Source organism: Catenulispora pinisilvae, from assembly GCF_015356865.1.
In the GTDB taxonomy this organism is placed as follows: domain Bacteria; phylum Actinomycetota; class Actinomycetes; order Streptomycetales; family Catenulisporaceae; genus Catenulispora; species Catenulispora pinisilvae.
Genome location: NZ_JAAFZA010000168.1, coordinates 1 through 23446 on the forward strand (window position 1 = coordinate 1; position 23446 = coordinate 23446).

Consider the following 23446-nt stretch of genomic DNA (forward strand, 5'->3'; position numbering starts at 1 on the left):
GCAGCCTGCGTGAGTTCATATCCGAGCTGGAAGACGTCGGCGAGGTTCAGTCGATCGACGCCGAGGTGGACTGGAACCTGGAGATCGGGGCGGTGATCCGCCGCTCCTATGACCTGCGGGCCCCGGCTGCCCGCCGACGACAGCGTGACCGCGCAGGTGGTGGCGGCGGTGCTGCCGACTGCGGCCGCCTCCTCGCTGCCCGGTACGCCCGGCGCGACGAGCGGCACGCCGGTCAACGGCCCGATCCAGCTGCCGTCGCAGACCGCCACCAGTTCGGCGCCGGACGCCGGCGGGCAGCTGCACATCAGCGTGTCGCAGCGCTCGAACGACCCCGCCGACGTGGACGTCACCCTCTGGAACTCCGGCACCGGCCCGGTCAGCTGGACCGCGACCCCCGACGCCGCCTGGCTCAGTCTCAGCGCGACCTCCGGCATGCTCGCCGGCGGCGGCCAGACCTCGATCCACGTGCTGGTGGACTCCTCGGCCGGGCCGAGCGGCCCGTGGACCGCGCACGTGCGCTTCGACCCGAGCGGCCAGATGGTCTCGATCAGCGGTGACGGCCACGGCGGGGGCGGCAGCACGCCGAGCAGTCCGCCTAGCAGCTCCCCGACGGGCGGCTCCAGCACGCCGCCGACGACCCCGAGCACCCCGCCGTCGAGCAGCACTCCCAGCAAGCCGCCGACCAGCAGCCCGCCGACCAGCAGCCCGAGCACGCCGCGCAGCTCGGCGTCGACCCCGAGCAGCAGCGGGGGCTCGGATCCGCCGTCGCGGGGCCCGAGTTCGCCGAGCTCGCCGAGTTCGAGCCCGGGTACCGGCACGAGCCCCGGCTCCGGCAGCCCGAGCACGAGCCCGAACTCCCCGTCGGCCACGCAGCCCAGCGGTTCCGGATCCGGCACTCCGAGCGGCACCGATGCCTCATCGCAGCCCTCGACGACCCCCACCGGAACCCAGCCCTCGCCGCCCGCCACGCCGCACCCGCGTCACTGATACCGCGGCCACCCCCAAGCCGCTCCGGCTCCCGCCGTGCCGGAGCACCCGGAAGGCGCTCGACGTGTCCCAGCCCGTCGAGCGCCTTCCGTTGTCAGCACTGCGGATTCCGCGTTATCGGTTCGTCCGCTATCGGTTCGTGTCTATCGGTTCGTGTCTATCGGTTCGTAGTTATCGGTTCGTGTCCGGGTCAGGCCCGGCCTACGCCGGGTCGGCCGGATGCGGGGCCACCAGCACCCGCGAGGCGTTCCGCGCCTCACACATGCCGACCAGTACCTCGTAGGCGTTCTCGCCCATCATCTCGGTCAGCTCCGGACCGTAGGACACGTACACCGGCTCGCGCCCGACGTGCGCCTCGGTCGCCCCGGTGCACCACCAGTTCAGGTCGTGCCCGCCGCCGCCCCAGCCGCGCCGGTCGTACTCGCCGATCGAGACCACCAGCACGTCGGTGCCGTCCGGCCGCTCCACCCGCTCGTAGGACCGGCGTACCGGCAGCTGCCAGCAGACGTCCGGCTTGGTGGTCAACGGATGCACGTCCTCGCGCAGAGCCAGCGCGTGCAGGGCGCAGCCCTCGCCGCCGGCGAAGCCCGGCCGGTTCAGGAAGACGCAGGCGCCTTCGACGACCCGGGTCTGCTTGTCCCCGTCCTCATCCTTCTGAGTGATTCCGAGCTCCAGCCCGGCCGACCGGAACTGCCAGGTCTCGTCGGTGAGCCGGTCCGCGGCCTTCTCCACCCGCTTGCGGTCGGCCTTGTCCGAGTAGTGCGCGCCGAGCGTGCAGCAGCCGTCGGAGGCCCGGCCGGGCCGGATCCCGCCGCAGCCCGCGCCCCAGATGCAGGTCCAGCGCGAGCACAGCCAGGTCAGGTCGGCCCGGTAGATCTGGGCGGGATTGTCGGGGTCGGTGAACTCAACCCACTCACGGGGGAAGTCGAGCGAAACTTCAGGCACCGCACAAGCCTAAGCGGTTGGCGCGCCCGGCCGTGGGAGGCCGGGTAACGTATCGCGATATGCGCCTCGGAGTGTTGGACGTCGGATCGAACACGGTCCACTTACTGTTGCTGGACGCGCACGCTGGGGCACACCCGATCCCGGCCTTCTCGCACAAGGTCGAGCTGCACCTGTCGCAGCTCACCGACGAGCAGGGGGCGATCGTCCCCAGCGGCATCGAGCGGCTGTGCCATGTCGTGGAGCACGCGCTGCGGGTGGCCGAGGACAAGGGCGCCGAGGAGATGCTGGCCTTCGCGACCTCCGCGGTACGCGAGGCCGCCAACGGCGTCGAGGTGCTGGCCGCGGTCCGTGAGCAGACCGGCGTCAAGCTGGAGGTGCTGCCGGGCCCGGACGAGGCGAAACTGACCTTCCTGGCCGTGCGCCGCTGGTTCGGCTGGTCCGCCGGCCGGCTGCTGGTGCTGGACATCGGCGGCGGCTCGCTGGAGATCGCGGTCGGCCTGGACGAGTTGCCGGACGTGATGGAGTCGCTGCCGCTGGGCGCCTCGCGGCTGACCCACGACCGTCTCAAGGGCGATCCGCCGGGCCCGGACCAGATCCGGGAGCTGCGCCGGTACGTGCGGCACGAGATCGCCAAGGGCGTCTCCCGGGTGGCCCGGGCCGGCCGTCCGGACCGGGTGGTGGTCACCTCCAAGACCTTCCGGCAGCTCTCCCGCATCGCCGGCGCCGCGCCCTCGGCGCAGGGCCTGTACGCCCCGCGCCAGCTGCGGGCCCGGGACCTGACCTCCTGGGTCCCGAAGCTGGCGCAGATGTCGGCGGCCCAGCGCGCCGGCCTGCCCGGCGTCTCCGAGGGCCGGGCCGAGCAGCTGCTGGCCGGGGCGGTGGTCGCCGACGCCGCGTTCGACCTGTTCAACGTGGAGGTCGCCGACCTGTGCCCGTGGGCGCTGCGCGAAGGCGTGATCCTTCGGCGGCTGGACAGCCTTGTAAGCTGAGCGGCGTGACCTTCAGGACCGACAGCACCGGGACGACGGAGCAGGTCACCACACCGAAAGTGGGCCTGTCGACGTCCTCGGTGTACCCCGAGCCGACCCGCTACGCCTTCGACGTGGCCGCCCGGCTCGGCTACGACGGCGTCGAGCTCATGGTCTCGATCGACCCGGCGAGCCAGCACCCGGACAAGGTCCTGGAATACATCGACCGATACCAGGTCCCGGTGCTGTCGATCCACGCCCCGACCCTGTTCTGGCTGAACCTGAAGCGGGTCTGGGGCTCGGACCCCTGGGAGAAGCTGCGCAAGTCCCGCGAGGCCGCCGAGCGGGTCGGCGCCAACGTCGTCGTGGTGCACCCGCCGTTCCGCTGGCAGCAGCCCTACGCCGAGGAGTTCGCGGAGGGTATCAAGCGCCTGAATCAGGAGTCGGAGATCCGCTTCGCGGTCGAGAACATGTACCCCTGGCGGGCCTCCACCCCCGACATCTTCGGCCGCCTCCCGCGTATCAGGATGCCGCGCATGGAGCGCGAGGGCGAGGCCTACTTCCCCGGCTGGGATCCCACCGAGACCGGCTACGAGCACTACGTCCTGGACCTGTCCCACACCGCGACCGCCCGCAACGACGCGCTGGCGATGTACGAGCGGATGGGCGAGAAGCTGGTCCACCTGCACCTGGCCGACGGCACCGGGCAGAACAAGGACGAGCACCTGGTCCCCGGCCGCGGCAGCCAGCCCTGCCAGGAGGTCCTGGAACGCATCGCGCGCCGGGGTCTGGCCGGCGCCGTCATCCTGGAGGTCAGTACCCGCCGCGCGGAGAGCGAACTGCAACGCGAGGAAGACCTCCGCGAGTCCCTGGTCTACGCCCGCCGGGCCCTGGCGAGCGTGCGGGAGGAAGCCGAGCCGCGCGCGCTGCCGGTCTCGCAAGTGAACGAACATTAGGGGAGTCCCGTTGGCCGAGTCATCGAAGTTCGACACTCTGGCGTCCGCCTACGCCAAGTCCCGTCCGACCTATCCCGAAGCGATCTTCGACGCGCTGCAGGACTTGTCCGGCCGCGCGCTGTCCGGCTCCCGGATCGCCGACGTCGGCGCCGGAACCGGCATCTCCTCCCGGCAGCTGCACGAGCGCGGCGCGACGGTGACCGCGGTCGAGCTCTCCGAGCCGATGCTGCGCCAGCTGGTCGCGCAGTCGCCGGGGGTCAGCGCGGTCATGGGCAGCGCCAACGCCCTGCCGCTGCGCGAGGGCTCGGTGGACTTCGTGACCTTCGCCCAGGCCTGGCACTGGGTGGACACCGAGCGCGCGGTCCCGGAGGTACTCAGGGTCCTGAGGCCCGGCGGCGCGCTGGCCTGCTTCTGGAACATGCCGACCGCCGACGCCCCGTGGCGGCTCGGGTACAACGACCGGATCAGGGAACTGATCGGCGGCGAGCCCGACTACGGCAACGACAGCACCGCCCTGGACGCGGACCCGCACCTGGCCCTGGGCAGCCGCTCGGCCGAGCTGCCGGTCCAGGAATTCCAGGCGCGGTGGACGCGGCGGGTCCCGCTGGAGGACCGGATCACCAACATCCAGTCGCGGTCGTATGCCAGCGATGTGGAGCCGGAGCGGCTGGCGGCGTTCTTGGACCGTGAGCGCGGGGTGCTACTGAAGCACTTCCCGGACGGGACGGTGGTCGAGGAGTACACGACGTGGCTCGGGGTGGTGCGGCGGCCTTAGGGCGGGGGCGTAGGGCCGTCGCCTTAGGGCCGTTCGACTCATAGGCCCGGCTTCCATCGCCCGCGCGGCTCACCGGCCCTGCCGTCCGCCGCATCTGGTCCTAGGCTGGGCCTTCAGGCGTAGGAACGGGCGAGGAGGCTCTGCGGTGTTGCGTCGGACATTGCTGGCGGCGGCGGGCAGCGATCGCACTCGCGCCCTCATCGAGCGTTCTCCCGGCTCGCGGCAGATCGTGAAACGCTACGTCGCCGGTCCGGCCACCGACGACGCGGTCGCGGTGGCCGACGCCCTGATCGAGGACGGCCTGCTGGCCACACTGGACCATCTGGGGGAGGACACCACCGACGCCAACCAGGCGATCCTGGTCAAGGAGGCGTACCTGCTGCTCCTGGAGCGGCTGGCGGCCGCCGGCCTGACCCCGCACGCCGAGGTCTCGGTCAAGCTCTCGGCCATCGGTCAGTCGCTGAGCAGCGACGGCGAGAAGATAGCGCTCGAACACGCGCACGCCATCTGCGAGGGCGCGCAGCGGGCCGGCAGCACGGTGACCTTCGACATGGAGGACCACACCACCACCGACTCGACCCTGAAAATCGTCTCCGAGCTGCGGCGGGACTACCCGTCAGCGGGGCTGTGCCTCCAGGCCTACCTGCGGCGCACCGAGGCGGACTGCAAGGACTTCGCCACGCCGGACTCCCGGGTGCGGCTGGTCAAGGGCGCCTACCGGGAGCCGGAGTCGGTGGCGTACCAGACCACGCAGGACGTGGACCTGTCCTTCGTCCGCTGCATGCGCACCCTGATGGCCGGCGAGGGCTACCCGATGCTGGCCACCCACGACCCGCGGCTGATCGAGATAGGCGGCGCGCTGGCGGTGCGCAACGGCCGGGGCATCGGCAGCTACGAGTTCCAGATGCTGTTCGGGGTGCGGCCGCACGAGCAGAAGCGGCTCGCGGCGGCCGGGGAGCGCATGCGGGTGTATGTGCCCTACGGGAGCGAGTGGTACGGCTACCTCATGCGACGATTGGCGGAGCGTCCGGCGAACCTCGGCTTCTTCGCGCGGTCGCTGCTCTCGAAGGACTGAGCCGGAGCACCGAGCGGTCTCCGGCGGATGTGAGGAGACCGGACCCCATGACCCAGCGCGTCGCCGTCCTCGGCACCGGAAAGATCGGCGAGGCCCTGGTCTCGGGTCTGCTGCGGGCCGGCAAGCAGCCGGACGAGGTGCTGGTGACGGCCCGCCGCCCGGAACGCGCGGCCATGCTGCGCTCCACCTACGGCGTGGACGCGGTGAGCAACGCCGAGGCGGCGGCCAAAGCCGACACCCTGATCCTGATGGTCAAGCCGCAGGACATGGCCGCGCTGCTGGAGGAGCTGGCCCCGCACGTCCCGGCCGGTCGGCTGGTGATCACCGGCGCCGCCGGCATCACCACCGGCTTCATCGCCTCCCGGCTGGTCGAGGGCGTCCCGGTGGTCCGGGTGATGACCAACACCCCGGTCCTGGTGGACGAGGCCATGTCCGCGATCTCGGCCGGCGCCCACGCCACCGAGGAACACCTGGCCCGCACCGAGGAGATCTTCGCCCCGGTCGGCAAGACGATCCGGGTGCCCGAGGCGCAGCAGGACGCGGTGACGGCGCTGTCCGGCTCGGGCCCCGCGTACTTCTACTACCTGGTCGAGGCCATGACCGACGCCGGGATCCTGCTCGGCCTGCCGCGCGCCGCCGCGCACGACCTGATCGTGCAGGCCGCGATCGGCGCCGCCGTGATGCTGCGCGACTCCGGCGAGCATCCGGTGAAGCTGCGCGAGGCCGTCACCTCCCCGGCCGGCACCACCATCTCCGCCATCCGCACCATGGAGGACCACGGGGTGCGGGCCGCGATGATCGCCGCGCTGGAGGCCGCGCGGGACCGGTCACGGGAGCTGGCTTCCGGCACCTGAGGCGCCGGCGCGGTAGGAATCTTCGTCGCGATGCAGCGTCGGCGGTGAGTCGCTCCGTCCTACCACCAGAAGGGGAGGACGGACGATGCGGGCTTCTGCTGAGGCGGAGTACAAGGAATACGTCACGGCGCGCTCTCACGCGCTGTGGCACACGGCCCACCTGCTGTGCGGCGACGCGCACCAGGCCGAGGACGTGGTGCAGACGGCTTTGTTGAAGCTGTATGTGGCGTGGCACCGGGTCGAGCGGGCCGAGAACCGCGACGCCTATGTGCGCCGGGTGCTGGTGCGCTGCGTCATCGACGAGAAGCGGCGCGGTTGGCGCCGTGAGCGGTCGGTGGACGTGGTGCCGGAATCGGCGGCGCCGGAAGGCTCGGACATCGGGGAGCGGGACGCCGTTCTCCAGGCCCTGGCGCGGTTGGCGCCACGGCAACGAGCCACTTTGGTGCTCCGGTTCTGGGAGGACCTGTCCATCGAGCAGACCGCGGATCTGCTCGACTGCTCGCCGGGCACCGTCCGTTCGCAGACCGCGCGGGGCTTGGCCACCCTGCGCGGGATCCTCCTCGACCAGCAGGCGACGGCCTCGGGCCGCGCGGAGAAGGAGTCGTGATGACAGGGTTCGGAGATCGGGACGAGGAGTACGGGCTCTCCGCAAGTGAGGGAGAGAACGGGGAGAGTCGCGAGAGCGGGAAGAACGAAGAGAACGCGGAAGAGACGCGGGCATGGTTCGCGCAGTCCGTGGGTGAGGCCCGGCCGCGCCTCGGGTTCACCGCCGAGGACCTGGTGCTCGGCGGCCGGCGGAAGGTGCGGCGCCGCCGGGTGGCCGGTGCGCTGGCGAGTACGGCTTCGGTCGCCGCGGTGGCTGTCGCCGTGACGGCGTTCTCCGGCGGCGGCGGATCTCAGGTCGTCGCCGGGACGGGCTCCACACCGACGGCGGTGTCGAGTTCGCCGAGCACGCCGAGCACGCCGAGTTCGCCGAGCACGCCGCAGGCCGCGAAGTTGCTGTCGGACCAGAAGGCCGCGTACGCGGTGTTGTCGAAGCTGCTCGGCGAGCTCGACCCGGGAGGGAAGCATCTGACCACCCAGTCGCCCCTCTCGGTGACGAATATGGGCTTCTTGTGCAGTACGAAGACGCGCCTTCAGTTCAGCTTCACCAGCTCGGAGGAGTGGACTGTGGACGGCCGGCCCGCGGTGCCCCGGAACGATGACGACACGACGCCGATGATCGAGGTGTCGGTGATGGTGACGGCTGCCGGCTATCAGCAGGACGTGTTCGGCGACTGGGGCGGCTTCCAGGAGAACTGGGGGCCGATCGCCAGGAACACCCTGCCGGACGGGTCCCAGCTCCAGACCGGGACGGCCGGCGGCGGCCACGCCGTGCAGGCGGTTCGCACGCTGCCGGACGGCCGGCAGCTCGTCGTGAGCGCGGTCGACGGGTCGGTCCACGGAGTGGGGTTGAACAAGGCGGTCCGCCCCACGGACCCGTTCCCCTACACCGCCGACCAGCTGGGCCAGATCGTCGCCGGGTCGTCGCTGCCGCTGCCGTTCGCGAACGGCGCCCTGCCGAACCCGGACTGTTCTCATCTGCCGAGTTAGGCACCGCTGAGCGGAACCGGCGGCCCGAGTCTTCATGACGCGGGCCGCCGTTTTAGTGTGGGGCCATGGATGATCTCGGTCTGCCGTCGGTGTTCCGGGTGGGGCAGTTCGCGGCGTGGACGGTGACGGCCGCGCACGCGCAGGCGGCGGCGTTCTTCGCCGCGCGCAACGGCCTCGACGCGCCGCCGGAGGTGCGGGTCGGCGTGCGGGAGGCGGCGATCGCGTTCCGGAGCGAGCGGTACCTGCGGGTGGACGGCGAGGCGGCGTTCGAGTGGGCGCCGTTGTCCGGGGACTACGAGGCGGCCGACGGCTGGGTGCGCCTGCACTGCAACTTCGAGCACCACGCGGCGATCGCGTGCCGGGTGCTCGGGGTGCCGCAGGAGCGGGACGCGGTGGAGGCCGCGGTGCGGCGGCGCGGGCGGTTCGAGCTGGAGGACGCGATCGCGCAGGCCGGTGGTGTGGCCGCGGCGATGCGGACGAGCGAGGAGTGGTCGGCGCATTCGCAGCGCGCCGTGGTCGCGGGGCGGCCGGTGGTGGCGATGGCGCCGCTGGCCGGTGGGGAGGTGTTCGCGGCTGATTGCGGGGTCGTTGGAGGGTTCGGCGGGGTTGGTTCTGTTGGTTCTGTTGGCTTGGTTGGTGCGGGCGGGTCGGGTCCGGCTGGGGCTGGCCCGGCCGACGGTGCGGCCATCACCAACCGCAAGCTTGCTCCCAGCCCACGGCCGCTGTCCGGCATCCGCGTCCTCGACCTGACCCGCATCATCGCCGGTCCCAACGCCGGCCGGGTGCTGGCCGGCCACGGCGCCGACGTCACCATGGTCCGCTCGCCGCTGCTGCCCACGATCCGTGGCCTGGACCTGGACCTGAACGCCGGCAAGGCCCTGCGCTTCCTCGACTTGCGTACCGACGCGGGCCACGCCGCGTTCCTGGACCTCGTCCGGGACGCCGATATCGTGCTTCAGTCCTACCGCCCCGGCGCGCTGGCCGATCTCGGCCTCGGCCCCGCCGATCTGGCCGCGGTCAATCCGAACCTGGTCCACGTCTCCATCTCCGCCTATGGCGCCGACGGGCCGTGGGGCGGCCGACGCGGTTTCGACTCGCTGGTGCAGATGGCCACCGGCATCGCCGAGGAGGGGATGCGCGCGGCGGGGGCCAAGCGTCCCGTGCCGCTGCCCGCACAGGTCTTGGACCACGGGGCGGGCTGGCTGGCGGCGGCCGGGGCGATCGAGGCGCTGCGTCGGGGCGGCGGTTTGGCGGTCGACGTCAGCCTCGCCGGTGTCGGTCACGCGTTGGACGGCCTGGGCCGCCTCGATCCGGCGGTCGGCCTGGCGGTTCCGGACCCGGCGCTGTCAGACGTCGAAGACCTGCTGCTGCGTGAGCCGAGCGCGGTCGGAGAGCTGACCCGCGTGCGTTTCCCGGGGTTTGTGGCGGGGGCCGTGCTCGGGTGGTCGGGGCCGCCTCCGCTCGGGTGATCGCTGATCGCTGACTTCTGATCGCCGGTCGGCGGTCGCCGGTCACGGTTCGCGGTTCGCGGTGCGCGGTTCGCGGTGCGCGGTTCGCGGTTCGCGGTTCGCGTGAAGCTTCGCCTTCTGCTCATCGGGTGTTCACTCGCCGGGGTCAGCCCTCTGGCTAGCGTCCCCGGCATGACCGATCGGATGCCCGTCGACCGCCGCACCGCTCTGCTCGCCGCCGGGACCGCCGGCGCCGCGCTCGCCGCGTCCCCGCTGCTGGCTTCGCCGGCCGCCGCCGCGGCCACCACCGAGGCCAGCCCCGAGGCCGCGTCCGGGCCGACTTCGGCCCCGGCTCCGTCCGGTTCCCCTTTGCTGCTCACCACTCCCGGTGCGCTCGGCGCGCCGCCGGTCGACGGCCTGCACCTGACGTTCGGTGCGGATCCGACGCGCGAGATGTACGCCTCGTGGACCACCACGACGCCGGTGCAGCGGCCGCGGGTGCGCTTCGGCAGCGTCGAGGGTGGGCACGGCAACACCGTCCAGGCCGAGACCCGCACCTACACCGACGGTGCTTCGGGGCGTGAGGTGTACGTCCACCACGCGCACATCGGTGGCCTGCGCCCGGATTCCACCTACGTCTACAGCGCCCTGCACGACGGCGTCCTGCCGGACTCGGCTGCCTTCCGCACCGCGCCGTCCGGCCGCAAGCCGTTCACCTTCACCAGCTTCGGCGACCAGGCCACGCCCGGCACCACCTGGGCGGCGGCCTCCGGCGGCGGCTTCACCTCGGTCCCGGCCACCATCGCCACCCCGGCCGCGGCCGACATCGTCGCCGGCGTGGAGCAGGTGGCGCCGCTGTTCCACCTGCTCAACGGCGACCTGTGCTACGCCAACATCAACCCGGACCGGCTGCGCACCTGGGACTCGTTCTTCCAGAACAACACCCGCTCGGCCCGCTTCCGGCCCTGGATGCCCGCCGCCGGCAACCACGAGAACGAGAAGGGCAACGGCCCCCTGGGTTTCTCGGCCTTCCAGACCCGCTTCGCCCTCCCGGCCAACGGCGAGGACGCCGAGTTCGCAGGCCTCTGGTACGCCTTCACCGTCGGCTCGGTCCGCTTCGTGGTCCTGCAGAACGACGACGTGGCGCTCCAAGACGGCGGCGACACCTACGTCAGCGGCTACAGCGCCGGCCGCCAGCGCGCCTGGCTGGAGCGCACCCTGAAGGCCGCCCGCCGCGACGACCGCATCGACTGGATCGTGGTCTGCATGCACCAGGTGATCGTCTCCAGCTCCGACGCCAACGGCGCCGACGTCGGCATCCGCGAGCAGTGGGGCCCACTGTTCGACAAGTACGAGGTGGACCTGGTCGTCTGCGGCCACGAGCACGACTACGAACGCTCCCACCCGGTCCGCGGCGTGATCTCCGGCAGCGAGACCCTGACCCCCAACCCGGTCTCCACGGACACCAACCAGATCGACACCTCCAAGGGCACCGTCCACATGGTCCTCGGCGGCGGCGGCACCTCAAGCCCCAGCAACCAGAAGTTCTTCGCGGGCAGCAAGGCGAAGGTGCTGATGGGCGTCGGCGCGCCGGTGAACGGCAAGAAGACACCGACCTACGTCTTCGAGGACGCCCCCTGGATCGGCGTCCGCGACGAGCAGCACCCCTACGGCTTCGCCGCGTTCGACGTGGACCCGGGCACGCACGCCGGCGGCCAGACACGGATCCACGTGACGTACTACGTGGTCTCGCAGCCGGACGGCAAGATCGCACCGCTGGAGACGTTCACGCTGAGCCGGATGCGGAGCGACGGCTGAGGCGGCGCCGCGGGGATCAGAAAGCCACGAAGCCCCCCAAGCCGTCAGCCTGAACGTTCAGGCTACTGACTCAGGGGGCTTACGTGCATGGCTTCGTGCACTGCGGGCGCGGGCGCGGCCGGGCGGCGGCCGCGCTCCCGGCGCCTACTTCCCGTTGTCGATCTGGACCCGCTCGATGACCTGCGGCTTGACCGCCTCCTTGCCGGTCTCCTCGCTGAGGCCCTTCTTCACCGAGTCCAGGATCGCCAGGCCCTGGCCGACCAGCCCGGCCGCGATCTCGGACAGGCCGTCGGCGCCGTTGAGGACGTTGATGTTCGCGCCGTTCAGGCCGCCGGCCGCCTTCTCCACGATCAGCGGGAGCTGGTCGATGATCATGCGGTCCAGGGCCACGCGGTCGTAGCTGGCGGCGGCCTCGGCCTGGACGCGCATGCGCTCGGCCTCGGCGGCGGCGGTGATGCGGACCCGCTCGGCCTCGGCCTCGGCGGGCTTGACCACCTCGGCGACCAGTTCCTGCTGGCGCAGTTCGGCGTTGCGCTGGGCCAGTTCGGTCTGGGCCATCAGCACCTCCTGCTGGGCCTTGGCCTGGGACAGCGGGCCGGCCTGGGCCGCCACCGCCTGGGCCTGGTCGACCTCGGCCTTGTACTGGGCCTGCACGATCGCGGTGTGCCGGGCGTACTCGGCCTTGTTGCGCTCGGCCTCCTGCTGGGCCTCGACCGAGGCCTGGGTGGCCTGGGCCTGGGCGATCTGGGCCTGGCGCTGGATCGCGGCCTTGTGCGGGGCGGCCATGGCGTCGATGTAGCCGGTCTTCATGTCGTCGATCGACATGATCTGCAGCGAGTCCACGGTCAGGCCGATCTTGGCCATCTCGGACTTGGAGGTGTCCAGCACCTCCTCGGCCAGCTTCTGGCGCTCGGTGACGATCTCCTCGACCGTCATCGAGCCGATGATGGAGCGCAGGTGGCCGGCGAAGATGCGGGCGGTCAGCGTCGACATCTGGTTCTGGTCGGACAGGAAACGCTGGCCGGCGTTGACGATGCTCTCGGTGTCGTTGCCGACCTTGAAGGCGATGACCGCGGTCACGGTCAGGGCGATGCCCTGCTTGGTCACACAGGTCTCGGAGACCTCGGCCTCCTGCATGGACAGGGTCAGGAACCGGGTCTTGCGGAACACCGGGAGGATGAACTTGCCGTGGCCGGTGACGACCCGGAACGGGGCGCCGCCCTGCCCCCGGCGGCCGCCGGAGATGAGCATCGCCTGGTCAGGGGCGGGCACTCTGTAGCCGAACATGGTGGTCAGCCTTCTTCCCGTGAGCTGAGATGGATGTTCACAGCTTGTCCAGTTCGTCCAGCGGATCGGTTTCCTCCGGGAAGGCGATGACGTCGACCGCGCGTTCCCCGCGAGACTCCACGACCAAGACTCGGGTGCCTTTCGCCAGCGGCTGCTCCGACCAGGCTAGAAACGCCTCGCTGCCACCCCGCACTCGCACCACCACCTCGCCGGGCCCCCGTTGGCCGCGCGTACCGACGTGCAACAAGCCCACGCATCCGATAACCGCGTCGTCTGGCACTTTCCGCACGTTACACCCGTGCCCGGACCTGGACCACGCAACCCCTTCCCAAGGAAGATCACGTCGCCTACGCTGCGGGCATGCCGCAGGTAGACCCGGGTGGTTTGACCCGGAACCGGATAGCGACTCATGTCTTCTTCGGGGTCCAGGGCTTCGCGTTCTCGCTGCTCACCTCGAAGGTGTCGGTGATCCAGAAACAGCTGCACGTCAGCGACGGTACGTTGTCCATCCTGCTGGCCCTGGTCCCGATCCTGGCCGGGGTCGGTTCGGTGCTGGCCGGGCTGGCGATGCGCTGGACCACCTCGGCCGCGGTGCTGCGAGTGGTGCAGCCGACGGTGGTCGCGGTGCTGGTGATCGTCCCGCACACCCGGAACCTCTACCAGGCGATGCCGGTCCTGATGCTGTTCGGGCTGGCCGTGGGCGCCGCCGACGCCACGATGAACATGCAGGCCTGCGGGCTTGAGCGGCGCTACGGCCGGTCGATCATCCTGGCGTTCTTCGGGGTGTGGGCGGCCGGCGCGATCGTCGGCTCGGCCTGGGGCGCGCTGGGCTCGGCGGCCGGCTGGTCCCTGAGCGTGACGTACCTGGTGGCCGCCGTGGTCGGGGTGGCCGCGACTCTGTATGCCGGGCCGATGCTGCTGAAGAACCTGCGCGACGAGACGGTCGTCAAGGACGCCGAGGGCAGACTGCCCAGCGTCCCGTGGCGCCCGATGCTGCTGTTGTGCGTGGTCATGACCCTGGCCTACATCGGCGAGTCCAGCGTCACCGCGGCCGGCAGCGACTACCTGACCAAGGGCCTGAAGTCCTCCGACACCTTCGGCGGCCTGGTGGTCGGCGCCTACACCCTGGGCCAGGTGCTCGGCCGGTTCCGCGGCGACCTGGTGGTCCAGCGGTTCGGCCCGGTGAAGGTGGTGCGGGCCGGCGCGGTCGTCTGCGCCGCCGGGTTCGCGATCGTGGTCGCGGCCTCCGGCCCCCTCATGGCGCTCGTCGGGTTCCTGATCGCCGGCTTCGGCCTGTCCCCGCTGGTGCCGCAGGCGTTCACGGCCGCCTACGCCAACGACCCGACCGGGTCCGGGGTGGCCGTCGCGCGCATCAACGTCTTCAATTACCTGGGCTTCCTGCTCGGCGCGCCTTTGGTGACCGGCTTGTGGGGAGCGGGCGTCACTCACCGCGAGGGCATGGCCGTCCCGATGGCGATGATCGCCGTGATCGTCCTGCTGGCCTACGCCTTCGATCCACGGCGCGCGCCGGTGCTCGGCGGCGGTCGGCAGACCCCGGCCGTGGGCGGCGCGGAAACGGTACCTACATTGGGGGCGTGACCAAACGCGGCACGGTAATAACGGGGTTAGTTCTCAGTTCTCTACTCGTCGCCGGATTGAGCGCCTGTAGCGGCGGCACTCCTTCCGGGATCACCAAGGCGCCGGTGACGTACGGACCGGTCACCCAAATCGTCGAGGCGCCGGCGAGCGTGACACCGAAGTCCCAGATCACGGTGGACGCCACGGCCGCCGGTTCGGTGGCGCAGCTGATGGTCGCCGACGGCCAGCACGTCACCGCCGGGCAGACGCTGCTGCGGATCGACTCGCCGGACGCGCAGGCGCAGCTGGCCGCGGCGAAGGCGGCGGACGCGCAGGCCGCGGCACAGGGCAAGAAGTCCTCGGGCGGGACGAGCGTCCTGGACTTCTCCCAGTCCGAGGAGGACGCGGACGCCAACGCGCAGAAGGCTTTCGACGCCGCGCAGGCCACCGCCGAGCAGATCGCGGATCCGGCGATCAAGGCGTCGATCCTGGAGCAGATCAGCAGTGCGCGTACGCAATACGCCACGGCGTCCTCCGATGTGCGGAACACCATCGCGAACTTCAACAACGGACTGGCGTCGGCGTCGGACGTCGTCGGCTCTCTCGGTGATGCGCAGCGGACTCAGACACAGGCTGCCGTCGCTATAGCGCAGAAGACAGTGGACTCCCTCACTATTAAGGCCTCTATATCCGGGGACGTATCACTGCGCAGCGGCGTCGGGGGAGCCGGCACGTCGGGCGTGGACGTCTCCTCGCTCCTGTCACAACTCAGCGGGAGCCTCGGTTCTCTGGCCGGTGCGGCAGGAGGCAGTCTCGGATCGGATGCCTCCGGCGGGAGCACAGGCGGGAGCACGGATCCCGGCGACGACACCGTGATCACCCAGGGCTCGCCGGTGGACTCCGGCGCACCGCTGCTGGTCATCACCGACTCCTCGGTCCTGACGCTGACCGCCCAGGTCGACGAGACTTCCATCCTTCAGGTCTCTCCAGGCATCACCGCGGACGTACAACTGGACGCCGTCCCCGACGGGGACTACGCGGGGACCGTGATCTCCATCGACAGCCAGGGCCAGTCCTCCAGCCGGGGCGGCGTCACCTACCGGGTCCGGCTCTCGCTCGGGTCCGGCACGCTCGGCGACGGCTCCGCGGCGCCGGTCCCGCGGCCCGGGATGAGCGCCGTGGCCGACCTACAGGTAGCGAACAAACCGCATGTGCTCGCGGTGCCCTCGGCGGCGATCGTGCACGACGGGAACCAGGACACGGTGTGGCTGGTGACGTCGGGGGTCGCGCACCGGCACGTCGTCCGGCTCGGGGCGCAGGGCGACACCGCGGTGGAAGTCGCGTCCGGGCTGAGCGCCGGGGACGTGATCGTGACTTCGGGGGCCGACAAGGTCCATGACGGGCAGAAGCTCTAGGCAATGGCCGAAATAGAGGCTGTAGACGTCACTCGCTCCTATCGCATGGACGGCGTCTCTGTAGACGCTCTGCGCGGGGTCTCCTTGACCATCGAAGAGGGCGACTACGCGGCGATCATCGGGCCGTCCGGGTCCGGGAAGTCCACACTGATGCACCTGCTCGGCTGCCTGGACCGGCCGACCACCGGCACGCTGCTGGTCGGGGGCCGCGACGTCGGCACGCTGGACGACAGTGAACTGGCCGAACTGCGGAACCAGACGATCGGGTTCGTGTTCCAGTCGTTCCAGCTTCTGGCACGTACTACCGCTCTGGATAACGTCGCTCTGCCACTCGTCTATAGGGGAGTACGCAGAGCCGAACGCAGGAAGCGCGCAGCAGAGGCCTTGGACGCGGTGAACCTGGGACATCGGGTAGGCCACAAGCCCACGCAGATGTCCGGCGGCGAACAGCAGAGAGTCGCTATAGCGCGCGCGCTTGTAGGGGAGCCCTCAGTGCTCCTCGCTGACGAACCCACAGGGAACCTCGACACGGTCAACGGGGACGAGGTGATGGGGATCCTGGAGCGGCTCAACAAGGAACGCGGAGTCGCGGTGGTCCTGGTGACCCATGAGGCGGACATCGCGGCGCGCGCCCGAAGAATCATCCGCGTGCGGGACGGCCTTATAGAAGCTGTAGCGGAAGCACCGGAGCCCTCATGAGAGTCACCGAATCCTTCCGCGTCGCCTTCGACGCCCTGCGCGCCAACCGCCTGCGCTCCCTGCTGACCATGCTCGGCGTGGTGATCGGCGTCGCCGCGGTGGTCGTCCTGGTCGCCATCGGCGGCGGGGCGAAGCAGCTGGTCACCTCCGAGGTCGAGGGCCTGGGCTCGAACATCGTGTTCGTCGTGCCCGGCAAGTTCCAGATCGGCACCACCCCGGCCGTGTCCCGGCTCCAGCTCTCCGACGCCGACTACCTGAACCGGGTGCTCGGCCGGCCGGACGCCGTCGCCGTGGACCTGACCTCGGCCGAGGACCTGCGCGCCGGGACCAACACGTACTACGCCTCGGTCCAGGGCACCACGTCGAACGTGGTGGACGTCTTCGACCGCCCGCTGGCCGAGGGCCGCTACGTCTCCAAGGCGGACATCGCCACCGCGCGCCGGGTGATCGTCCTGGGCCCCGACGCCGCCGCCGCGCTGTTCCCGAACACCGACCCCATCGGCCGCCAGGTGTCGATGAGCGGCGTCGAGTTCCGGGTGATCGGGCTCTTCCAGGCCAAGGGCGGCGCCTTCGGGGTGAGCCCGGACACCGAGGTGCACATCCCGGTCACCGCCGCGCAGCGGCTGTTCGGCATGGACAACATCTCCGGCTTCGCGGTGAAGGCCGACACCCCCGGCGACGTGGACGCCGTCGGCGCCAAGCTGGTCGACGCGCTGAAACAGAAGTACCAGGGCGACGAGTTCACCGCGGTGTCCCAGACCGAGATCCTGGGCACCATCGGCAAGATCCTCTCAATGCTCACCCTGGTCCTGGCCGCGATCGCGGGCATCTCCCTGCTGGTCGGCGGGGTCGGGGTGTCCAACATCATGCTGGTCTCGGTCCGGGAACGGACCAAGGAGATCGGACTGCGCAAGGCACTCGGCGCGCGACAGCGGGACGTCCTGTCCCAGTTCCTCTTAGAGGCCGTGATGCTGACAAGTATCGGCGGCGTAATAGGAATTGGGCTGGGCATCGGCGCGTCAGTCACCCTGTCCGCCTTCACCCCGCTGCCCGCAGTCCTCGCCTGGTGGTCGATCGTCCTCGCGTTCGGGGTGTCGGTCGCGGTCGGGGTGTTCTTCGGCGTGATGCCGGCGCGGCGGGCCGGGAGACTGGATCCGGTCGTCGCCCTGCGCACCGAATAAGGACGCGGCTGTATCGGCGAAGCAGCCTGCGAAACGCGTCTAGCAACCTCTGCGTACCCCGGAACGTCCATGGCACAGCACTCACACATACGTTCCATGATCTTGGGGAGAGAACATGTCATCGCAGAACCGCCGGCGCCCGCTGGCCTTGTCGGCGATCCTCACCGCGTCGCTCACGTCGGCCATGGGGTTGTCGGTCTCCAGCGCACACGCGGTGAACGCGGGGCCGGCCGACAGTGCCCTGACAGTCAGCGACGGGACCTACCTGTCCGTCGTCGGGGGAGCGACCATCGTTCTGCCCGGGGCCGTGACCGACGCGGTGTGGTCGCCGAACGGCAGCCGCGTCGCGTATGTGGACGGCGGGGACCTGGTGTCGGTCAAGGCCGACGGCAGCGACTTCCGCGTCCTGGCCGGGCACGGTCCCGGCGAGGTGATCTCCCACCCGACGTGGATGAGCGATGGCGGGTGGGTCGCGTACGCCCGGTCCGTCAACGGCGTTTACGGGCCGATCGGCCTGGCCAAGGCGGACGGTTACGGTGATGCCTTGACCGGCGGCACCGACGCCTCCTACACCGGCGACGTCACCTCGACCATGGACGGCGGCGCGGACTCCGCCCCGGACGGGTTCTTCACTCCGAGCGGGACCCACGACTACTCCGCCAACCTTCATCTCGTCTACCAGCACGTGCCGGCCGGTGGCGGCGCCCCGGAGATCTGGCTGGCGGATCCGCGCGTCCAGCCCCAGGGCTTCAAGATCGCCGACGGCTCACAGCCCACGGTCTCCGCGGACGGGAACTTCGTCGCGTTCGTGAACCCCGCCGGCCAGATCGCGGTCATCGACCTGCGCCAGCCGGCCGGTGCCGGCGGTTTGCGCACGCCGAAGGTGCTGACCACGGACTCACTGCACAAGCAGCACCCCACGTTCTCCCCGGACGGCGCCAAGATCGCCTACGAAGCCCTGACCCCGGGTACCGGCGGGGCCGCGGACGTCGCCAAGGACGTGGAGTCGATCCCGGCGACCGGCGGAAGCGCCACCGTCGAGTCGCCCGCGCCGGGCGTGCCGGCCTACCGGCCCACCGCCGTGACCCACGTGGTCCGGCTGGCCGGTGCCGACCGGACCGGGACGGCGATCGCCGCCTCGCAGGCGGTATGGGCGACCGCCGGGAGCAACGGCGACACCCGCGATCACGCCAGTGCCGTGGTGCTGAGCCGTTCAGACGACTTCGCGGACGCGCTCGGCGGCAGCGCGCTCGCCGCCCACAAGGGGCCGCTGCTGCTCACCTCGACCAGTGCGCTCGACCCCGCGGTGCGCAACGAGATCGTCCGGACCCTGGGGCCGGTGAACACCTCCGCGCCGCAGACCGTCTACGTCCTCGGCGGGGACCAGGCGCTGTCGCCGGCGGTCGAGAAGGCGGTCGCCGGCCTCGGGTACACCGTGAAGCGACTGGCCGGTCCCAACCGCTACGCGACCTCCGTGGCGATCGCCAACGCGATATCGCAGCATCCGTACCAAGTCCTGGTGGCCACCGGCAACAACTACGCGGACGCCCTATCGGCCGGCGCGGCGGCCGGCTCGGCTCCCAAGCCGGCGGTCGTCTTGCTCACCAATGACAAGCAGATGCCGCCGGAGACCGCGGCCTACCTGGAATCGGCGGCGGTCAGGACGCCCACCACCCAGCCGGCGATCGTCTACGAGGTAGGCGGTCAGGCAGCGGCCGCCGTCAAGTCGCTCTGGCCGAATCCCCTCACCGCGCCTGTGGTCAACCCGCTGGTCGGAGCCGACCGCTATGCCACCTCGTTCATGGTGGCCCGCGAGTTCTTCGGCATCGACACCAGCCGGGTCGGCGTCGCGACCGCGCTCAACTGGCCGGACTCGCTGTCCGGCGGCGCGGTCATGGGGCATGCCTACGGTCCGTTGCTCCTGGTCGACCCGAAGACCGGCCTCACTCCGCAGGAGCGGCAGTGGGTCTCGGCGAACTCCGGCGGGCTCAGCGACGCTCTGATCTTCGGCGGGACGACGGCCGTGACCGGTGCGGTGGAAGGACAGCTCGGGAACGCGATCTCCGGACCGGCCGGGTTCGACACCGCTGTCAATCCGACTGCGGCGCGGTAGCAACGCGGACTCGGTGACAGGACGACCGAACGCGGTCGGCGCTCGCCAGGGCAGCGCCGACCGCCGATTCGGATCTCGAACCTCGTGGCGTCCCGATCCTGCGCACCGAATAGGTACTACGTGAATGTGATGTACGCACAATGAGCGGCGGTGATCCGTCTACGCGGGTTACCTTCTCCTCATGACCGCCGCCCCCACTCGCGACGAACTCCGCGACCACTTGTTGACGCACCGCATCGCCGGTGCGGTGGCGACACCGCGGGAGGACAACCTCCGGAAGTACGCGATGTTCGCCGAGCGGGACCCCTACCATCTGTTCGGGCTGGAGCCAGAGCGGGTGTGGACGCAGGGCGACGTCGTGAAGCTGATGGCCGACCGGGCCGGGGTGTCGGCGGACCCGAAGTACCGCTCCGGGCAGGACCACATCGACGTCGAGCTCACCCTGGACGGCCTGGACCGGTTCGCCGACCGGCTCGGTCAGGCCGGGGAGCTGCGGCAGCGGGTCCTGCTGGCCACCGGGCATCCCAGCACCCTGCTGGCCGTGCACCTGGCCTTCGCCGCCGGGTTGCGGGACGCCGGGTGCGAGGTGACCGAGGCCGGGGCCGGCTGGTCGTATCAGGCCTCGGCACAGGTCGGGCGCAAGCGCCGGTCGATCGCCTACTTCGGCGGGGTCGGGGTGACGGCCGAGGGCGGTTCGCTGGTGCACACCCACTCCGCGCGCCCGATCCGGGCCGCGCTGGCCTCGCTGGCCGGGGACGGCGAGCCGCTGCCGGACCTGGTGGTCGCCGACCACGGCTGGTGCGGCGGCGCGGGCCAGGCCGGGATCGACGCCATCGGGTTCGCCGACTCCAACGACCCGGCGCTGTTCGTCGGCGAGGCCGAGGGCGCGGTGCAGGTGGCCGTACCGCTGGACGACGGCATCGCGCCGCGGCACTACACGCCCATGTCACGGTACGTACTCGCCCGGGCCGGACTGACGGTGCGGCCTTAGAGGGCTGAACCCGCGTCGGGGCGGGGCGTGTGCGGCGTACCACAGCGGGTAAGCGGGTCCGCCCCAGCTGCCACAGTCCGCAAATCACACGAATGCCGCATCCTCTTCCCCATATGTATCATCCACCCCTATCCTCATAACATGGCTTCTGAGATATCCGACATGCACGGGAGCGCTCGCACGGGCGGCGACGCCGCGCGGCTCTCCGAGGTCAAGTTCCTCACGGTCGCCGAAGTCGCCCAGGTCATGCGGGTGTCCAAGATGACGGTGTACCGGCTGGTGCACAGTGGGGAACTGCCGGCGGTCCGGGTGGGCCGCTCCTTCCGGGTCCCCGAACAGGCCGTACAGGAGTACCTGCGCGACGCCTACGTGGCGGAGGGGCTTTAGCCCCTGGAAACCTTCCCCTGATCTTCCCCTGCGGCCCCCGCCGGACCCGGCGCCGACGGGCGTTTGGTCGCGGGGGCGGACGACCAGGTACTCTGGGCCAGTCGCGAATCCCCGTCACAAGTGAGCGAGGGCACCCGAGTGGGCTCAGTCATCAAGAAGCGCCGTAAGCGTATGGCCAAGAAGAAGCACCGCAAGCTGCTCAAGAAGACGCGTATCCAGCGTCGTAACAAGAAGAAGTAGCCGGCGCGCGTCGGGGGGTTGGCCGCGGCATGGCCGGTGCGGGTCGGACTCGGGCGGACGGGAAGTCGTCCGGCGGCCGACGCGTGCTCGTGATCGGTGCGGACGGCCGTCTGGGGCAGTCTGTCGTCGAGGCTCTGCGGGCGCAGGGCCGGGCCCGGTTTGTAGCGAGCGCCGATGGGGCTGATGCCTCCGGCTCCCCCGCCATCGCCCGCCTCATCGCGGAGACGGACCCGGACACCGTGGTCCACCTGGGCCTGGAGCCCCGGCCCTCGCGTGCCGGCGGCCGGGCGGCGATGAAGGAACGCAACGTCATCGGGACCATGCAACTCCTGGCCGCCGCCTCCAAGGCACCCGGCCTGAAGCGCCTGGTCGTCAAGTCCAGCGGAGCCGTCTACGGTTGCGCGCCCCGCGATCCGGCCCTGTTCGCCGAGGACACGCCCCCGCACCAGCCCCCGACGTCCGGCTACGGCAAGGACGTGGCTGAGGCCGAGGGCTACGTCCGCGGCTTCGCCCGCCGCCGTCCCGACGTGGCGGTCTCCGTGCTGCGCTTCGCGCCCTTCGCGGGCCCCGGCGTGGCCTCCCCGCTGCTGGACTACCTCACGCTCCCCGTGGTCCCCACGGTTCTCGGCTACGACCCGCGCCTTCAGTTCGTGCACATCGACGACGCGGTCCAGGCCCTCGTCCTGGCCGCTGTGGGGGCGCACCCGGGCACCTACAACGTGGCCGGCGACGGCGCCATGCCGCTGTCCCAGATCACCCGCCGCCTGGGCCGCCCGACGTTCCCGGTGGTCTCCTTCGGGGCCGGCTTCTTCGGCAGCCTGATCCGCCGGGCCGGCATCGTCGACTTCACCCCGGACCAGGTGGCCCTGGTGCGCTACGGCCGGGTGCTGGACACCGCCCGGGCGAAGGCCCACCTAGGCTGGAAACCCGGGTACACCAGCGCGGACGCACTGCGAGCACACGCCGAAGCGGTCGGCCTGACGGCGATCGTGCCCGGCTGGACGAAGGGGTACTGAGGTGGACCAGACCGAACGTGCCTCGGAGGATCCGGCCGCCGGCGACAACAACAGCGGCAGCGGCAGCGAAAACAGCAGCGGCAGCGGTGACGTCGACGGCATTGGCAACAGCGCTGGCAACGCCACCGCCACCGCCACCGCCACCGGCTGGGAGGCAAAGGCCGCGGGCGCCCTGGCCTTCCTCCGCCGCCGGGTGACCGGCGACTACGAGGTCGACGAGTTCGGCTTTGACCCGGACCTCAACGACAACGTGCTGATGGGCGTCCTGCGTCCGCTCTACGACAAGTACTTCCGCGTCGAGGTCTCCGGCATCGAGAACGTCCCGGCCCAGGGCGGGGCGCTGATCGTCGCCAACCACTCCGGCACGGTCCCGGTCGACGCGCTGATGACCCAGGTGGCCCTGCTGGACCACCACCCGGCCCGCCGCCACCTCCGGATGCTGGCCGCGGACCTGGTCTTCACCCTCCCGTTCGTCGGCGAGCTGTCCCGCAAGATGGGCCACACCCTGGCCTGCAACCCGGACGCCGAACGCCTGCTGCGCACCGGAGAGGTCGTGGCAGTCTTCCCCGAGGGCTTCAAAGGCGTGGGCAAGCCCTTCTCGCAGCGCTACCGCCTCCAGCGCTTCGGCCGGGGCGGCTTCGTCTCCGCGGCGCTGCGCACCGGCGTCCCGATCATCCCGGTGTCCATCGTGGGAGCCGAGGAGATCTATCCGAAGCTCGCCGATCTGAAGCCGCTGGCCCGCCTGCTCGGGCTGCCCTACTTCCCGATCACGCCGACCTTCCCGCTGCTCGGCCCGCTGGGGATGGTGCCGCTGCCGACCAAGTGGCACATCGCCTTCGGCGAACCCATTCCGACGGCCGGCTACGACCCCAGTGCCGCCGACGATCCGATGTTGGTCTTCGACCTGACGGATCAGGTGCGCGAGACGATTCAGGACACGTTGTACCGGTTGCTTCTACAGCGGCGGTCGGTGTTCTTCTAAGGGTTCGGCGATGGGGTGTCCGCGCGGTGTGTGCGCGATCACATGGCCGCGCATCCCTATCAAATGACGTGGACCCCCTTACCCCCGAACGCGGACGATAGACGCCGTCGCGCCTGCGGAGGGGGGGAATCCCGGGGG

23 protein-coding genes are annotated in these 23446 nt (G+C 70.8%); 20 read left to right on the forward strand and 3 right to left on the reverse strand.

What is annotated here, in order from left to right:
* Nucleotides 1-108: 108 nt before the first annotated feature.
* Nucleotides 109-987, forward strand: coding sequence for a BACON domain-containing protein (locus tag IZR01_RS54465; protein ID WP_369125506.1), 879 nt, complete (start codon nt 109-111; stop codon nt 985-987).
* Nucleotides 988-1188: 201 nt separating this feature from the next.
* Here IZR01_RS54465 and IZR01_RS34075 read toward each other — a convergent pair whose 3' ends face one another.
* On the reverse strand, nt 1189-1932 hold the full coding sequence (locus tag IZR01_RS34075; protein WP_194895552.1) for a DUF3109 family protein: 744 nt from the start codon (nt 1930-1932) through the stop codon (nt 1189-1191).
* A 59-nt stretch (nt 1933-1991) separates the two neighbouring features.
* On the opposite strand from IZR01_RS34075, the gene IZR01_RS34080 reads away from it, so the two are divergent.
* The 9 genes from IZR01_RS34080 (at nt 1992) to IZR01_RS34120 (ending at nt 11419) form a co-directional block, all read left to right on the forward strand.
* Entirely contained in the window at nt 1992-2921 is a 930-nt protein-coding gene (locus IZR01_RS34080; RefSeq protein WP_194895553.1) for a Ppx/GppA family phosphatase, read from the forward strand.
* Nucleotides 2922-2926: 5 nt separating this feature from the next.
* Entirely contained in the window at nt 2927-3856 is a 930-nt protein-coding gene (locus IZR01_RS34085; RefSeq protein ID WP_194895554.1) for a sugar phosphate isomerase/epimerase family protein, read from the forward strand.
* Nucleotides 3857-3866: 10 nt separating this feature from the next.
* Complete coding sequence (locus IZR01_RS34090; RefSeq protein WP_194895555.1) at nt 3867-4631, forward strand: class I SAM-dependent methyltransferase; 765 nt, start codon at nt 3867-3869, stop codon at nt 4629-4631.
* A gap of 145 nt (nt 4632-4776) precedes the next feature.
* Nucleotides 4777-5706 carry a proline dehydrogenase family protein gene (locus IZR01_RS34095; protein WP_194895556.1) on the forward strand — a complete coding sequence of 310 codons (930 nt, stop codon included), beginning with the start codon at nt 4777-4779 and terminating at the stop codon, nt 5704-5706.
* Between the two features lie 47 nt (nt 5707-5753).
* On the forward strand, nt 5754-6560 hold the full coding sequence (proC, locus tag IZR01_RS34100; RefSeq protein WP_194895557.1) for a pyrroline-5-carboxylate reductase: 807 nt from the start codon (nt 5754-5756) through the stop codon (nt 6558-6560).
* A gap of 85 nt (nt 6561-6645) precedes the next feature.
* Complete coding sequence (locus IZR01_RS34105) at nt 6646-7167, forward strand: SigE family RNA polymerase sigma factor (protein ID WP_194895558.1); 522 nt, start codon at nt 6646-6648, stop codon at nt 7165-7167.
* Entirely contained in the window at nt 7167-8153 is a 987-nt protein-coding gene (locus IZR01_RS34110; RefSeq protein WP_194926248.1) for a hypothetical protein, read from the forward strand. The genes IZR01_RS34105 and IZR01_RS34110 overlap by 1 nt, the downstream gene beginning before the upstream one ends.
* Before the next feature lie 65 nt (nt 8154-8218).
* Complete coding sequence (locus IZR01_RS34115) at nt 8219-9622, forward strand: CoA transferase (protein WP_194926249.1); 1404 nt, start codon at nt 8219-8221, stop codon at nt 9620-9622.
* Nucleotides 9623-9793: 171 nt separating this feature from the next.
* Nucleotides 9794-11419, forward strand: a complete 1626-nt coding sequence (locus IZR01_RS34120) for a purple acid phosphatase family protein (protein ID WP_194895561.1) — start codon at nt 9794-9796, stop codon at nt 11417-11419.
* Nucleotides 11420-11563: 144 nt separating this feature from the next.
* On the opposite strand, the gene IZR01_RS34125 is transcribed toward IZR01_RS34120, so the two are convergent.
* Both IZR01_RS34125 and IZR01_RS34130 read right to left on the reverse strand, forming a co-directional pair.
* Entirely contained in the window at nt 11564-12706 is a 1143-nt protein-coding gene (locus tag IZR01_RS34125) for an SPFH domain-containing protein (protein ID WP_194895563.1), read from the reverse strand.
* A gap of 37 nt (nt 12707-12743) precedes the next feature.
* A complete protein-coding gene (locus IZR01_RS34130; protein ID WP_438939640.1) occupies nt 12744-12995 on the reverse strand; it encodes an NfeD C-terminal domain-containing protein in 252 nt (83 codons plus the stop codon).
* 71 nt (nt 12996-13066) lie between these two features.
* Between IZR01_RS34130 and IZR01_RS34135 the strand changes: the two genes are divergently transcribed.
* The 10 genes from IZR01_RS34135 to IZR01_RS34180 all read left to right on the forward strand — a co-directional run bounded on the left by IZR01_RS34135 (nt 13067) and on the right by IZR01_RS34180 (nt 23308).
* Nucleotides 13067-14305 (forward strand): MFS transporter, encoded by a 1239-nt coding sequence (locus IZR01_RS34135; RefSeq protein WP_194926250.1) that lies wholly within the window; start codon nt 13067-13069, stop codon nt 14303-14305.
* Complete coding sequence (locus IZR01_RS34140; protein ID WP_194895566.1) at nt 14302-15699, forward strand: efflux RND transporter periplasmic adaptor subunit; 1398 nt, start codon at nt 14302-14304, stop codon at nt 15697-15699. The genes IZR01_RS34135 and IZR01_RS34140 overlap by 4 nt, the downstream gene beginning before the upstream one ends.
* Nucleotides 15700-15702: 3 nt before the next feature.
* Entirely contained in the window at nt 15703-16398 is a 696-nt protein-coding gene (locus tag IZR01_RS34145; protein WP_194926251.1) for an ABC transporter ATP-binding protein, read from the forward strand.
* A complete protein-coding gene (locus IZR01_RS34150; RefSeq protein WP_194895568.1) occupies nt 16395-17579 on the forward strand; it encodes an ABC transporter permease in 1185 nt (394 codons plus the stop codon). Before IZR01_RS34145 ends, IZR01_RS34150 begins: the two co-directional genes overlap by 4 nt.
* 115 nt (nt 17580-17694) lie before the next feature.
* Entirely contained in the window at nt 17695-19692 is a 1998-nt protein-coding gene (locus tag IZR01_RS34155; protein WP_194895569.1) for a cell wall-binding repeat-containing protein, read from the forward strand.
* 181 nt (nt 19693-19873) lie between these two features.
* Nucleotides 19874-20683, forward strand: coding sequence for a phosphatase (locus IZR01_RS34160; protein WP_194895570.1), 810 nt, complete (start codon nt 19874-19876; stop codon nt 20681-20683).
* Nucleotides 20684-20845: 162 nt separating this feature from the next.
* Nucleotides 20846-21070: a helix-turn-helix domain-containing protein gene (locus IZR01_RS34165; protein WP_194895572.1), complete on the forward strand. Its 225-nt coding sequence runs from the start codon at nt 20846-20848 to the stop codon at nt 21068-21070.
* Between the two features lie 138 nt (nt 21071-21208).
* Entirely contained in the window at nt 21209-21310 is a 102-nt protein-coding gene (locus IZR01_RS34170) for a 30S ribosomal protein bS22 (RefSeq protein ID WP_015796886.1), read from the forward strand.
* A 29-nt stretch (nt 21311-21339) separates the two neighbouring features.
* The gene (locus IZR01_RS34175) at nt 21340-22326 is read left to right on the forward strand and encodes an NAD-dependent epimerase/dehydratase family protein (protein WP_194926252.1); all 987 of its coding nucleotides are present in this window, start codon (nt 21340-21342) and stop codon (nt 22324-22326) included.
* A 1-nt stretch (nt 22327) separates the two neighbouring features.
* On the forward strand, nt 22328-23308 hold the full coding sequence (locus tag IZR01_RS34180; RefSeq protein ID WP_323747171.1) for a lysophospholipid acyltransferase family protein: 981 nt from the start codon (nt 22328-22330) through the stop codon (nt 23306-23308).
* Nucleotides 23309-23446 lie beyond the last annotated feature (138 nt).

What these genes read in the sequence shown, in the direction of transcription:
- IZR01_RS54465 (WP_369125506.1), top strand. Translation starts at nt 109, where the DNA reads ATGACCTGCGGGCCCCGGCTGCCCGCCGACGACAGCGTGACCGCGCAG.
- IZR01_RS34080 (WP_194895553.1), top strand. Translation starts at nt 1,992, where the DNA reads ATGCGCCTCGGAGTGTTGGACGTCGGATCGAACACGGTCCACTTACTG.
- proC (WP_194895557.1), top strand. Translation starts at nt 5,754, where the DNA reads ATGACCCAGCGCGTCGCCGTCCTCGGCACCGGAAAGATCGGCGAGGCC.
- IZR01_RS34105 (WP_194895558.1), top strand. Translation starts at nt 6,646, where the DNA reads ATGCGGGCTTCTGCTGAGGCGGAGTACAAGGAATACGTCACGGCGCGC.
- IZR01_RS34110 (WP_194926248.1), top strand. Translation starts at nt 7,167, where the DNA reads ATGACAGGGTTCGGAGATCGGGACGAGGAGTACGGGCTCTCCGCAAGT.
- IZR01_RS34115 (WP_194926249.1), top strand. Translation starts at nt 8,219, where the DNA reads ATGGATGATCTCGGTCTGCCGTCGGTGTTCCGGGTGGGGCAGTTCGCG.
- IZR01_RS34120 (WP_194895561.1), top strand. Translation starts at nt 9,794, where the DNA reads ATGACCGATCGGATGCCCGTCGACCGCCGCACCGCTCTGCTCGCCGCC.
- IZR01_RS34125 (WP_194895563.1), bottom strand. Translation starts at nt 12,706, where the DNA reads ATGTTCGGCTACAGAGTGCCCGCCCCTGACCAGGCGATGCTCATCTCC.
- IZR01_RS34135 (WP_194926250.1), top strand. Translation starts at nt 13,067, where the DNA reads ATGCCGCAGGTAGACCCGGGTGGTTTGACCCGGAACCGGATAGCGACT.
- IZR01_RS34145 (WP_194926251.1), top strand. Translation starts at nt 15,703, where the DNA reads ATGGCCGAAATAGAGGCTGTAGACGTCACTCGCTCCTATCGCATGGAC.
- IZR01_RS34150 (WP_194895568.1), top strand. Translation starts at nt 16,395, where the DNA reads ATGAGAGTCACCGAATCCTTCCGCGTCGCCTTCGACGCCCTGCGCGCC.
- IZR01_RS34155 (WP_194895569.1), top strand. Translation starts at nt 17,695, where the DNA reads ATGTCATCGCAGAACCGCCGGCGCCCGCTGGCCTTGTCGGCGATCCTC.
- IZR01_RS34160 (WP_194895570.1), top strand. Translation starts at nt 19,874, where the DNA reads ATGACCGCCGCCCCCACTCGCGACGAACTCCGCGACCACTTGTTGACG.
- IZR01_RS34165 (WP_194895572.1), top strand. Translation starts at nt 20,846, where the DNA reads ATGCACGGGAGCGCTCGCACGGGCGGCGACGCCGCGCGGCTCTCCGAG.
- IZR01_RS34175 (WP_194926252.1), top strand. Translation starts at nt 21,340, where the DNA reads ATGGCCGGTGCGGGTCGGACTCGGGCGGACGGGAAGTCGTCCGGCGGC.